Origin of the sequence: Bacillus cereus group sp. BfR-BA-01309 (assembly GCF_022664315.1) — a bacterium.
Classification (GTDB): Bacteria; Bacillota; Bacilli; order Bacillales; family Bacillaceae_G; genus Bacillus_A; species Bacillus_A mobilis.
Window position 1 is genome coordinate 327,521 of record NZ_JAKUHE010000005.1, and the last position, 13,158, is coordinate 340,678.

The window sequence follows — 13,158 nt, forward strand, 5'->3', positions numbered from 1 at the left end:
AATGTAGGCCTTGCTATTCATAAAAAAATACTCATCTTATAGATGAGTATTTTTTACGATGATTTTTCTCTTCTCTTTTCTTTCGAAATGGTAACCACCAGTTCCAGTCTCCAAACAATTTCATTAAACTTGGTACGAGCATAAGACGAATAATTGTTGCATCAAGGAATATCGCTAATGCAACGCCAAGCCCCATTTGCCTTACTGGTAGGATATCAGTAAAGGCGAACGCACCAGTTACAACAATCATAATTAACGCAGCTGATGTAATGATCCTACTTGTTGACACAAGTCCTTCTAACGTTGCTTGATCGTTATCTCCTGTTTCTTCATACAATTCATGAATACGTGAAATAAGAAAGACTTCATAATCCATGCTAAGCCCGAATACGAGACCGAAAATGAAGATTGGTAAGACAAATAGAACCGGACTCGCTTCTAAACCAAAATGCCCACCTTCAAATAACCAAACAACAATTCCGATTGTTGCACTTAAACTAAGTATATTCATAATAATTGCCTTAATCGGAATGAGTATAGATCTGAATGCAAATAATAATATAACAAAGGTCGATCCAAATATAACAGACATACCAATTGCAACTTTATCTTTAATTTCATCTTCTAACTCTTGTTGGAACGTCGTCATCCCACCTAAATAATACGTAACATCTGTTTCTTTATAATTTTGTTTAAAATCACGAACCCACTGTTTAGCAGTTTCAGTACGTGGTTTCGTTTTTAGAAAGACTTCTATCGTCGTCTTATTCCCTTTTGTATATGCTTCAAATACAGGAGCTAGTTTCGCTGCTTCTGGTAACTCTAACATTCCAGCAACTTGATCTGCTTTCATATCTGTTAACCCGTCATATAAACTTCTTACCTCATGCACTTTCTTATCATCTTTTAACTTTTGAACGACTTCTTCAACCTTTTGTAAACTTTCTTTTTCTTTCATATCTTTTTTCGTCTCTACCACTAACGTAACATCAGCATGTATTTTTGCCGTTTTATTAAATGCTTCTTCATACTTCTCATATGCAATTCTTGTATCGCTTTGTTTAGGTAGAGCTTCCACGTCAGGGAACTGCAAATTAGCTGTACGTAATGGTAATAAGCAAATAACAATAAATGTTGTAACAACAATAATCATCGCAATTGGATGTTTCATTACAAATTGTGCAAATTTACGCCACGCCTTTGCCGGTGTATGTGCTACTTGATTCTTTTTTAATATTCGTTTCCCAATTAATGATAATAGCGCTGGAAGAAGTGTGAGTGAGAATAAAATACTCATAATCACAACAATCATTCCGCTAATTGCGACAGACTGAATATAATCAATTTTAAAGAAGAACAAACCCGATAACCCAACAAATACACATAATCCTGAAAATACAATTGCACGCCCTGCTGTCTGATATGTAATTGCTATCGCTTCTTTTACCGTTCGCTTTGCAACTTCCTCTCGAAAACGATTTACAAATAATAGCGCAAAATCAATAGATAGCGCAAGTCCAATCATCGGTGCAACATTTAACACAAAGATAGATAGTTCCTTATCGACACCTATAAAGTATAATATGCCCATCGTACTAATAACACTAAGTGCCCCATTTACAATTGGTAAAATAGATGCCAAAAGGCTACCAAATGAAAATAGTAATACGAGAAATGCAATCGGTAACCCAATCATCTCTGCTACTTTTAAATCATTTTGCGTTCTTTCATTAATCTCTTTATTAATTTTTGGAAACCCTGTAGGCGTTACTTTTAACGCTGCATTACTTTCCTTTTCGATTTTATCAGCAAATTGTAATGTCTTTTCCATTCGTTCCTTATTTGTTTTCCCGGAAAATAAAATTGTCGCATAGCCGATATCATCTTGTAACATTTCTTTATTTTGCACTGGGTGATGGAAAGATTCATAAGTCTCTTTCTCTTGTACATTTTTTACAATTCCCTCTACCTGCCTTTGAAATTCTTCATGTGAAACACCTTTATTTTTCTCAAAAACGAGTAAAAGTGTATCTTGAGACCTCTTAAAATCTTTATCTAAAATTTCTTTCGTTTTTTGATAGTCCCCTTCTGTTTGGAAACCGTCACCACCTAATACTCCTGGTAGCTTTGGAGCAAAAATACCAAGTGCGATCGCAAGCAATAGTAACGCTACAATTACTGTATAACGAAACTGATACAAAAAAGCTCCTAACTTCCCCCACTTATCTACTTTATGTACATTTGTCTTCACACATTTTCACCTACTTTAAATAATTCAATTGTCATTTATACTGTATCACATCTTCAGACAAACAAAAAACGTCTAGAAACACTATAATGATAGTTTTTCTAGACGTTTTTTTATCCCGCTTTAATGGGCAGTAAGACCCCCACCTCAAAATTCAGCGAAAGCAAAGAATTTAGGCGGGGGTGGCTGCCCATTAAAGTCCGATTGGTGGGGCTGATAATCAGTAGGGGATGAAGAAAACTCCCACTGATTAAAGTTTCACTTTATCTCTCTTTATTAAGCCCCAATCTCTCGGTAAGTAAACGATGACAGTAAATCGCTATAATTAACAAAATACCACCTACGCAATAACCAGCTAAAATATCAGTTGGATAATGTACATTTAAAATAACTCTGCTTAACCCAATCGATACAATGACTATTCCCATCAAGATCGTTATAACATATTTTCCTGTTACACTCTTCAAATTTGCCGCAATGATATAAGCCAGAAACCCGAATGTCATAATAGATAACATTGCATGCCCACTAGGGAAACTATATCCAAGTGCATCCAATGCTTCATTTAACGACGGACGTTCTCTTTTCACAATTTCTTTTATCCCTTTATTCACAAGATGCGTTATTAAAATACCAACTGGATACACGATCATCGCAGCGTAATAACGTTTTCTCCAAAAAACAAGTAAACTTATAACGAGCGTAGTTACGATCCCAATTGCAGACCCTACTTTTGTATAGTATGAGAAAAATGTAAGCGAATCTTCTGTTTGTAATCCTTTTACTAATCCTCGGACATATGTATCCATCACTGTAACGCCACCCACATGTACTCGCCAAGCAACAATGCCAAATACAGCAAGTAATAAAACGATACATACTACCTCATATTGATGTAACTTCTTGTTCAAACGAGTTCCTCCTACTATGAAAAAATGCGATTTCTACTTTAGAAACCGCATTTCCTTACTTATTTACCTTTTGTTTTTAACTCTGTCCAGTAACGATCATAGTCTTTTAGCTTATCGTCTACATCAACAAGCCATTCTGTACGATCTAATTCCTCTTTCGTTAAGAAAATCATATGGTTGTCACGATATTCTTTACTATGTAGAGGATGAGCTTTTTCATTAGGATTACTGTATCCAATTGACTCGTAGTTTTTCACACTTACTTTTTCATCTAATAAGTAGTTCATAAACTTCTCTGCAAGCTCTTTGTTTTTCGCACCTTTTGGAATTGCTAACGTATCAGCCCAAATTGTGCCGCCTTCTTTTGGTACAACATATTCTACATCTTTATTATCTTTTGCGATAAATGCTGCATCTCCAGACCAAACTGTTCCGATCCAAGCATCTTCTGTAATGAATTTTTGTTTAATATTATCTGTATCAAATGCTAATAAGTTTGGAAGTAGCTTCTTTAAATCATCTGCTGCTGTCTTTAACTGTGCATCATCTTTCGTGCTGTTTGAGAATCCATGCTTTTTAAGACCCATTCCTAACACTTCACGAGAATCATTTAATAAAGTTACATGCCCTTTATATTTCTCATTCCATAGGTCAGCCCAGCTTGTAGGAGCTTCTTTCACATACTTTTTATTATATGCAATCCCTGTTACACCCCAAGTATATACTAAAGAATATTTATTCTCTGGATCAAACGCCGGTGTTTTGAAGTTAGAAATCATATTTTCGATATTCGGGATATTCTTTTTGTCTAACGGCGCTAATAAATCCATTTTCGCCATTGTTTTAACCATGTAATCAGACGGCTGAATTAAATCATACTTTGCGCCACCTGCTTGTAATTTCGCAAGCATTTCTTCATTACTTGCATACTTATCATAGTTAATTTTCACGTTATATTTCTTTTCAAAATCTTTTAGCACTTGCTCATCAAAATTGTCAGCCCAGCTATAAATGTTTAATTCTTCTTTCTTTTCACCACAACCAGCAAGTACACCGGCAACAAGGCTAAAGCTAATTGCTGCGCCGGCTAATCTTTTCATTAATTTCATCGGTTTATTACCCCCTCGTACTTTCTATATCGTTCGTATTATAAAGGAAGGTGTCCTCCAGAGTTTTCTTCACCATCTGTACCTTTGTTACGGAAGATTTCAGATAGAACCATTAATCCTACGATAGCTACAATTAAAATTGTAGAAAGTGCATTAATTTCTGGTGATACTCCGCGCTTAACCATACTGTAAATGTATAATGGCAATGTTGTTGATCCTGGTCCTGATACGAAGAAACTAATTACAAAATCATCAATTGATAATGTGAATGTTAATAATGCGGCTGAAATAACTCCTGGTGCAATTGCTGGGAACGTTACATAACGGAACGTTTGCCACGGCGTTGCTCCTAAATCATTTGCAGCCTCTTCTAAATCACGTCCCATACCAGAAAGACGTGCTGCTAAAATAACGACAACAAATGAAATACTAAATGTAATGTGCGCAATAATAATTGTTGTTTTGCCAAGTTCCATACCTAATTGACTAAATAAGATAAGTAAAGATAATCCCATTAAAATATCAGGAATTAAAATTGGTAAATACACAAGACCGTTAATAGCCCCTTCATAACGATACTTATAACGATGTAATGCAATTGCAAAAATCACACCAAGAACTGTCGTTACAATCGTCGTTACGATCGCAATCGTCATACTATTTATAAACGCATCAATAACATCTTGCTTTTGAAATAAATCTGTATACCAATGGAGTGTAAAGCCTTCCCATTCCGCATTAATGCGAGAATCATTGAAGGAATATACCATTAAAACCATCATTGGAAAATACAAGAACAATAAAATTAACCAAGAATAAGAAACTAAAAACTTCTTCATCTTTGCCTATTCCCCTCCGTTCCCATCATATTTATATACTTTCGTTGCACGATAATATAAGTAAATTAACAGAACAGAGAATAGAACAACAATCATAGATAACGCAGATCCAAACGGCCAGTCACGCGCTCCTAAGAATTGATTTTGAATTACGTTTCCGATTAATGCTACCTTCGATCCACCCATAACGTCTGATACAACAAACATTCCGATAGAAGAAACAAACACTAAAATAGAACCAGTAGCAATCCCTGACATCGTCATTGGTACTGTTACATTCCAAAATGCCTTTGCTGGTGTTGCACCTAAATCATAAGCTGCTTCTAGCTTACGCTTATCAAGCTGCTCAATCGCTGCATACACCGGTAAAATCATAAATGGTAATAAAGAATAAACCATTCCGAGTACTACAGAAGGTGTATTATATAGTAAATTTAAAGGTTCACTAATAATGCCTAGTTTCAATAGCAATGTGTTTACAAGACCTTGTGAACGTAAAATAACAATCCATGCGTATGAACGAACAAGGAAGTTAATCCAAAACGGGATCGTTGCCAATAATAAAAGAATGGAACGATATTTACGATCAACAATTGTAATTGTATATGCAAATGGATAACCAATCAGTAAACATAGTACTGTCGTAATAACCGCAATTTTCACTGTTTCCCATAACGTCCCCATATATAATGGGTCAAACACACGCGCTATGTTCTCTAATGTAAATTGCATTTCCACTGTCCCATATGCCCCGCGCTGCATAAAGGCAAATGCCAATACAAACAGAAGGGGAATTAGGAAGAAGATTAACAGCCACGCGACTGTCGGTAGTGCGAGTAATTTCCCTTTTTTCAATTTAAGGTCACCTCGTCCTCTTGCTCCCAGCCTACGTATACATTATCTCCAATGCTCCACTGCGCTGCTTCTTCAGCAGTTTGATATGCCATTAGTAATTCTGATGTTTTCTCGTCACGTACATACAGCTTTTCCATATTTCCAACAAACTCAACGTCTTCAATATGTCCAAGATGGTATTCTTTTAAAATCGGCTCTTCAACCGAACGTACTTTTACGTTTTCAGGGCGAATTGCTACATAGCCTTCCCCGTTTTTCACAATATTATTTTCACCGATAAATGTCGCAACGAACATTGTTTTCGGCTTATTGTAAATTTCTTTCGGCGTTCCAATTTGTTCAATATGTCCTTTATTCATAACGACAATACGATCACTCATGCTCATCGCTTCTTCTTGATCGTGCGTTACGTATATGAACGTAATTCCTAAATTACGTTGTAAGTTTTTCAATTCACGTTGCAAATCTTTTCTTAACTTAAAGTCTAACGCTCCAAGTGGCTCATCTAGTAATAATACACGCGGGTTATTTACAATCGCTCTCGCAATTGCTACACGCTGCTGCTGTCCACCAGAAAGCTTTGCAGGTTTACGATTACGGAACTCAAGTAACTGCGTTAAACGCATTGCCTCTTCAGCACGCTCTTTCTGCTCTGCTGCCGGTACTTTCTGCATTTTCATACCGAAACAAATATTTTTCTCCACATTCATATGTGGGAATAGCGCATAATGTTGGAACACTAAGTTCATATGACGCTTATATGGTGGCAAATCGTTAATCTTTTCATCATCTAATAAAAGATTCCCTTTAGTTGGCGTTTCAAAACCTGCGATCATACGAAGTAACGTTGTTTTCCCGCAACCACTCGGCCCTAAAATCGTTAAAAATTCCCCTTCTTTAATGTCTAAAGAAAGAGGTGGGATAATCACTTGATTTCCAAAATGTTTTTCTACTGCTTCAACTTTAATAATCTTTTTCATTTTCCCGTCCTATCTACCTTAAATTTTAATTTTTATATTCATGAATAAATATTTATGTTCTATAGACTATTTTTTGTTTCGATCCAAACAAAAATGATTGTTTAACAGCGTTCTCTTCTATTCTTTATGTAGTATGTTTGATTCATTTTCGCACGATACATGTGTCGAACAGAAAAACCCCTTCCATTGCGAAGGGGCTATTATCATACGGCTACGCCTACTGATAAACACCATCATCATTTTAACAACTTTCGTATGAATTTTAAAGCACTTTTTGTAGAAGAGTAACGAATTTTCATATCGAATGCCGTAGATTGGGCTAAAATGCTTTTATAATGTGAAAAAGTCCGAAAACTTTCTTCCCCATGATAACTACCTAATCCACTACTTCCGACGCCTCCAAAAGGTAAATATGGCGTTGCAAGATGATAGACAACATCATTAATACAGCCTCCACCATATGAAATATTACTCGTCACTTTCTTTTGTACTTCTTTATCTTCAGAAAATACATATAACGCTAACGGCTTCGGATGTTGCTGAATTGTGCCAATTACCTCTTCTATATTGTCGTATTCTATAATTGGTAAAATCGGACCAAAAATTTCATCTTCCATAACAGTACTTTGCCATGTAACATTCGTTAACACTGTTGGTTCTATATGTAACGTTTCTTTTTTATAATTCCCGCCGATTACCGTTTTACCATCTTTCAAAAATGTACATAAACGTTCAAAATGACGTTCAGTCACAATTCGTACATAATTGTCGTTGTTCAGTGGATTTTCTCCATACTGCTCCGCAATCTCGTGTCGTAATGCCTCGATTAACTGTTCTTTCACCGAAGCATGCACATACATATAATCAGGCGCTACACACGTTTGCCCTGCATTTAAAAACTTTCCCCACACAATTCGTCTTGCTGTTACATCTATTTTTGCATCTTTATGTACAATACATGGACTCTTTCCGCCAAGTTCTAACGTAAGCGGCGTCAACTGTTTTGCTGCTGCCTCCATGATAACTTTCCCAACGCCCACACTACCTGTAAAGAAAATATAATCAAATGGTTCCTTCAGCAAAGCTGTACTCTCTTCAACGCCGCCTTCTACTACCGCTACAAGCTCTTCTTGGAATAATTCTTCTAACATTCTCGTAAGCACTTTGGAAACGTTTGGCGTTAGCTCTGACGGCTTTAAAACGATTGTATTTCCAGCTGCCAGCGCTCCTACAAGTGGGGCAATTGCTAATTGAAACGGATAATTCCACGGTGCAATAATAAGTGTCACACCGTATGGTTCAGGCACGACTTTCCCCTTTGATCCAAAGTGAGTAAGTGCTGTTCGAACTCGCTTCGGTTTACTCCACGATGAAATATGCTTCAATTGAAAGGAAATTTCCTTTAATACATATCCAACTTCCGTTGTAAACGACTCATGAACTGACTTATTTAAATCTAATTTCAATGCCTGAAATATTTCTTCTTCAAAGCGCTGAATGCCTTCATAAAGCATCTTCAAGTTATTCTTTCTCACTTCTATACTTCTCGTATGGCCATTATAAAAATATGCCTTTTGTTTATTTACAATAGAAGAAACACTCATTCATTCACCTTCTCCCACTATTTTTATCCAATTCTTTCATTATTTATATAGACTTCATATATAATAAAATTCTATTCGTAAAGTTACATTATATATAATTTCTTCTTTTATATAAAATTCATTGCTCACAAAAAAACTACCGAAAGAAAATCTCTCGGTAGTTTTACTGTATTAACGATATAAACGAACAGCACCTGCAGAATTATCATCAGCTTGTCCTACTACTTCAAACTTCAGGCCAAGATTCGGTAAAATACGTCCTGCATCTGGAATCTGTTGATTAATATACGTTTTTGAATCGTCAAACTTCGGTACACCTGCTAAGCCATCATACGTAAACGTTCCACGCGTTGGAGATACAACTTTCCAAGCTGGCGTTTTGTCGAATGAGAACGCAGCATCAGCAATTTGGAATCGTGTACTACTCTTAACTGTCGGTTTACCATTTAAAGTTCCTACAATTGCTTCTGGGTGAGAATCAACTACGCCAAGGAAACCGTGTCCTGGATGTACGCCAACCCAGTTATCTGTGTAAGCAGAGTCCGCATACCATACAACCATACCAGTGTTAAATACTGGACCACGAGCAAATTTCAGCGCGTTATCTGCACCAGCATAGTTTCTCCACTCTACATAATAGTTATGTTTTTTCTTCTCAGTTCCGTTAGATACAACAAAACCATCTAACTTTAATTGTGGTGTACCTTCTGCATCATCAGAAAATACTACTTTACCATCTACTGTTAATGAAGCATTATCAAGAGCAAATCCATTTAATGCTAAACCACCATCAGTAATGTAATCAAATGTTAATTTTACTTTCTTACCTTTGAATTGGCTTAAATCGTATGATTTGTCAATCCATTTTCCATTTGTCGAATCTGCATTTCCACTATTAGCTTTCTCACCAAGTCTTTCAATTAACGTTTGTTTACCATCTTCTGTTACAGCATGCACTTCAAGGAAGTCATACTCTGCTTCAATTTCATATAATGATTTAAAATCGAATTTTGCAGTCGTTGCATTCGTTAAATCGAACAGCGGTGTTTCCATCTTTGTATGAAGATCGTCACCTTTTGTGCTGTAATAATATTTCTTACCAAATGCTGGTTCAATTGTTTTAACATCTTTATCTGGTAGGTTAACACGAATCATACCTGGACGATCTGACTTCGTTACACTTTGATCTAAATACGTCGCTAGACCGATACCTTTATTTAATTTCTCGTAATCTACTTCTACGATATTTGCCCAGTTACCACCGATTGTTTTTTGGAAAAACTCTTTATTTTGCGGTGAGAAACTTGTTGGCGTTGTTCCTGCAATTTTACCAGCCCAGCTACCACCACTCATAATAGACCAAGATTCAATCGGCTCACCTTGACCGCTATATTGCGTATCATACTCATCTGGAAGACCTAAATCATGACCGTATTCATGTGCGAATACACCAACTGCGCCATCTTCTGGCTCAATTGTGTAGTCAAATGCTGCCATCTTTCCGCCCCAATATGGAACTTTCGCTTGTGTGCCTTCAATTGGGAATGGTTTTGGTCCAACTGTCCAGCGATGTGACCAAATTGCATCGTCACCTAATTTACCACCGCCAGCTTCTTGTCCAACACCCGCATGAATAATCATTAAGTGATCAATTAAACCATCCGGTTGATTTTGATTTCCATCACCATTTACATCGTATTGATCGAACTGGTCAAACTCAGATAAATCAATACCGCTATCTACAGCTGCTTTTAATGCATCTTTTACTAAATCTCGTGGTCCTTTTGGTCCTTTATTATCATGACCGCCACTTGCAGCATCTGCACCGTAATCAGCAGCTTTACCAGGAACTGTTAACCATTTTGTAACTGTTCCATCTACTGTGTAACTACCACCAGATTGCTCTTCGTAATATTGTTTAAATGTTTCGATTTTACTTCCATCATCTAATGTGAATGGCTCATTACCGAATAACATTTTTTCATAATGTTCTTTGTTAAAGTCTTCCGAATACATATAACCAGGTTCTTTATCGATATTGTTATGCTTAAAGTCAGCGTACTCTACAAGTAAAACGAGTACTTTATCTTTACGAACATCACCGTTGTACGCTTTTTGCTTTGCTGGAGATGTTGGTACTTTACCATTTAGACCACCTTTAACTGGCCCTGTCGCTGCAGGTGTTCCTGTTGCAGGTTTATCTACCTTTTCTTTCGTATCTGCTTTTGCATCTTTAACTTTCTTTAAAAAGTCAGATGCTTCCTTCGTAAGTGGGTCCCCATTTGATACTTCTTTCCCAGGATTTTCACCCTTTTTGTTCTCTACGTATTTTTCGACAGCTTTCTTTGTTTCTGTCTCTGAAGCCTTCGAATCAATTACCCCACGTTTTTTTAGCGCATCTGCTAAACGTTCTTCCGGAATTAAATGATCATCAACTGGGCTCGTAGCTGTCTTATTTACAGGTGTTTCAGCATATGCAGACTGGCCACCTGCTCCGAATGAAAGACCTAATACAGCTGTCAAAGCGATTGATGATAAAACTTTGAACGGTTTCTTGTTCATCCCTTATTTCCTCCCCTAATAAATAATATGTATTACAAATTGAATTTTATTAAAAATTCAATATTTTTTCAATATTTAGTCATATTATGTAATGTTTTTAATATATTTGTAAAAATTCCATAGTTAGCATACGAATATATCACAATTCAACAATGTTTTCTGAAAATATTGAAAGTTTCTATCGAACAATTTATAATTTCCATAGAGGGAGTTTAATGGGGATTTTATCTTTGTTTCATCTACACAATATTTGATAATTCGATGCATAAAACACAAAATTCGATTGCATTATCATGTATTCTGTAGCAGCAATTATGACCGATAATTAGGGAGGAATTATACTTGTACAAAGATAAGACAGACGCACTGGATCAAGAATGGATTGATTTAATACTTGAAGCTCTAGACGCTGGTATCGCAATGCAAGACATCGAGCAATTTTTCCAACGTATGAAGACATCAAGTCAGGCTCAATAGGTTTGTTCTTTTTAACGAAGTTTATGTTATAATAATGACATCATAAGACGACGACATATTGATAGAAAGGTGCGCAAATATGATTGGAGAACGTATAAAACGCCTTCGTTTACAAAAAGGTATTTCATTAACTGAACTTGCCGAAAAAGCTGGCGTTGCTAAATCTTACATTAGTTCTATAGAACGAAATTTACAAAAAAACCCTTCCATTCAGTTTCTTGAAAAAATCGCAGCAGTTCTACAAATTCCAGTTGATACTTTACTTCATGATGAAACAACAAAGGAAAATCACTTAGACTCCGAATGGACACAACTCGTTAAAGATGCAATGAGCTCAGGTGTCTCCAAAGAACAATTTCGTGAGTTTCTTGAATTTACACAATGGAAGAAAAATCAACAATAATACATATAAAAGAGTGCTTAATACGGGCACTTCTTTTTTTCTTTATAAAAAAAAGCGGGGATTCCCCGCTTTTTTTTATTTATTATTTTTCTTCGCCATCTGTTTGGTTAGCATTGAATGTCCATTCTAAGTTCAATGCATCGCCTTGGAATTTATTTTGATCTTTACCATCATCTTCGAATACAAATTGTACCCATAGATAGTCTTCTGTTCCAGCTTCTAAGCCACCTTTTTCTCCCCACTCAGGAGCAAAGATATCTTTAGCAACAAGATCAGGATCAGCATTTTGTAAATCCGCTAAAGTTGTTTCATATACAGGTTCACTTTGCTTATCCCAGTTCCAAAGGAATTTTACTTTAATATGCTTACCAAAATCTTCACCGGCATTATCACCTTTTGCATCTGTAATACTATACTTTGTCGCTAATTTAACGTCTTTAATTGCTAAAGTACCACTGTTCTTTAATAAGAACTCTTTCTTAACAGAATCCCCTGGTTTTAAATCTTTAATATCTACAAGCGTTTTAGGGTTCAATGTAAGATCTAGCGTCCCAGCTGCAAATGTATTATTTGATACTTCTTTATCACTAAAGAATGCAAATGTTCCTCCACCAATTAAAGATAACCCCAATGCCGCTGATGCAACTCCCATACCTAATTTCTTTTTCAGACTCACAATCAATTCCCCCTAGCTGTTTTTTATATTTTCACCCCTTATTTTTCAATAAGGGACATAAAGAAAACTATATTAGCTTAGCTAACGTTCGTTCTCTTTTAAAAACCTTAAGTTCATTATAACGAACAGAACTCTATAAATACAACAAATATTTATCAATATTTTCAATTATTTTTATTTCTCAATATTATTTTGATTTTTCTGAATTTAAATGTGTATATTTTAAGAAACGGAATAAGTGCGAGGGCAAATACTCCCTCACACTCATATATATCATTCTTTTTTATTACAGAGGCTACTTTATTTTGATGGCTTCTCATTATGATCAGTAGTCTGTTCATGAGTTCCTTGCTCAGGCTTTTTAGCTGTCTCTACTTGTTTCTGTTTTTCTACTTTCTTCTGTTCTTCTACTTTCTTCTGCTCTTCTACTTTCTTCTGCTCTTCTACTTTCTTCTGCTCTTCTACTTTCTTCTGCTCTTCTACTTTCTTCTGCT

At 36.0% G+C, this 13,158-nt stretch carries 11 protein-coding genes and 1 pseudogene; 2 read left to right on the forward strand and 10 right to left on the reverse strand.

Going from position 1 to position 13,158, the window contains the following annotated elements; genetic code table 11:
- Positions 1–31 precede the first annotated feature (31 nt).
- The 8 genes from MR115_RS12745 to inhA1 all read right to left on the reverse strand — a co-directional run bounded on the left by MR115_RS12745 (position 32) and on the right by inhA1 (position 11,108).
- A complete protein-coding gene (locus MR115_RS12745) occupies positions 32–2,251 on the reverse strand; it encodes an MMPL family transporter (RefSeq protein WP_242241545.1) in 2,220 nt (739 codons plus the stop codon).
- A 260-nt stretch (positions 2,252–2,511) separates the two neighbouring features.
- Positions 2,512–3,159, reverse strand: a complete 648-nt coding sequence (locus MR115_RS12750; protein WP_242241546.1) for a phosphatase PAP2 family protein — start codon at positions 3,157–3,159, stop codon at positions 2,512–2,514.
- A gap of 59 nt (positions 3,160–3,218) precedes the next feature.
- On the reverse strand, positions 3,219–4,268 hold the full coding sequence (gene potD, locus MR115_RS12755; RefSeq protein WP_098596748.1) for a spermidine/putrescine ABC transporter substrate-binding protein PotD: 1,050 nt from the start codon (positions 4,266–4,268) through the stop codon (positions 3,219–3,221).
- 38 nt (positions 4,269–4,306) lie between these two features.
- Positions 4,307–5,107 carry a spermidine/putrescine ABC transporter permease PotC gene (potC, locus tag MR115_RS12760; RefSeq protein ID WP_242241547.1) on the reverse strand — a complete coding sequence of 267 codons (801 nt, stop codon included), beginning with the start codon at positions 5,105–5,107 and terminating at the stop codon, positions 4,307–4,309.
- Between the two features lie 6 nt (positions 5,108–5,113).
- Positions 5,114–5,962 carry a spermidine/putrescine ABC transporter permease PotB gene (gene potB, locus MR115_RS12765; RefSeq protein WP_061678818.1) on the reverse strand — a complete coding sequence of 283 codons (849 nt, stop codon included), beginning with the start codon at positions 5,960–5,962 and terminating at the stop codon, positions 5,114–5,116.
- On the reverse strand, positions 5,959–6,942 hold the full coding sequence (potA, locus tag MR115_RS12770; RefSeq protein WP_000720323.1) for a spermidine/putrescine ABC transporter ATP-binding protein PotA: 984 nt from the start codon (positions 6,940–6,942) through the stop codon (positions 5,959–5,961). The genes potB and potA overlap by 4 nt, the downstream gene beginning before the upstream one ends.
- A 236-nt stretch (positions 6,943–7,178) precedes the next feature.
- Entirely contained in the window at positions 7,179–8,546 is a 1,368-nt protein-coding gene (locus tag MR115_RS12775) for an aldehyde dehydrogenase (protein WP_242241548.1), read from the reverse strand.
- A 171-nt stretch (positions 8,547–8,717) separates the two neighbouring features.
- Entirely contained in the window at positions 8,718–11,108 is a 2,391-nt protein-coding gene (gene inhA1 / locus MR115_RS12780) for a M6 family metalloprotease immune inhibitor InhA1 (protein WP_097816661.1), read from the reverse strand.
- A gap of 342 nt (positions 11,109–11,450) precedes the next feature.
- Between inhA1 and MR115_RS12785 the strand changes: the two genes are divergently transcribed.
- Both MR115_RS12785 and MR115_RS12790 read left to right on the forward strand, forming a co-directional pair.
- Positions 11,451–11,585, forward strand: coding sequence for an anti-repressor SinI family protein (locus MR115_RS12785; RefSeq protein ID WP_097816660.1), 135 nt, complete (start codon positions 11,451–11,453; stop codon positions 11,583–11,585).
- A 79-nt stretch (positions 11,586–11,664) separates the two neighbouring features.
- A complete protein-coding gene (locus tag MR115_RS12790) occupies positions 11,665–11,988 on the forward strand; it encodes a helix-turn-helix domain-containing protein (protein WP_097816659.1) in 324 nt (107 codons plus the stop codon).
- Positions 11,989–12,070: 82 nt separating this feature from the next.
- Here MR115_RS12790 and calY read toward each other — a convergent pair whose 3' ends face one another.
- Together calY and MR115_RS12800 are read right to left on the reverse strand one after the other, a co-directional pair.
- Entirely contained in the window at positions 12,071–12,664 is a 594-nt protein-coding gene (gene calY / locus MR115_RS12795) for a biofilm matrix protein CalY (RefSeq protein ID WP_097816658.1), read from the reverse strand.
- Between the two features lie 300 nt (positions 12,665–12,964).
- A pseudogene (locus tag MR115_RS12800) lies at positions 12,965–13,158 on the reverse strand (DUF4047 domain-containing protein); the annotation flags it as partial.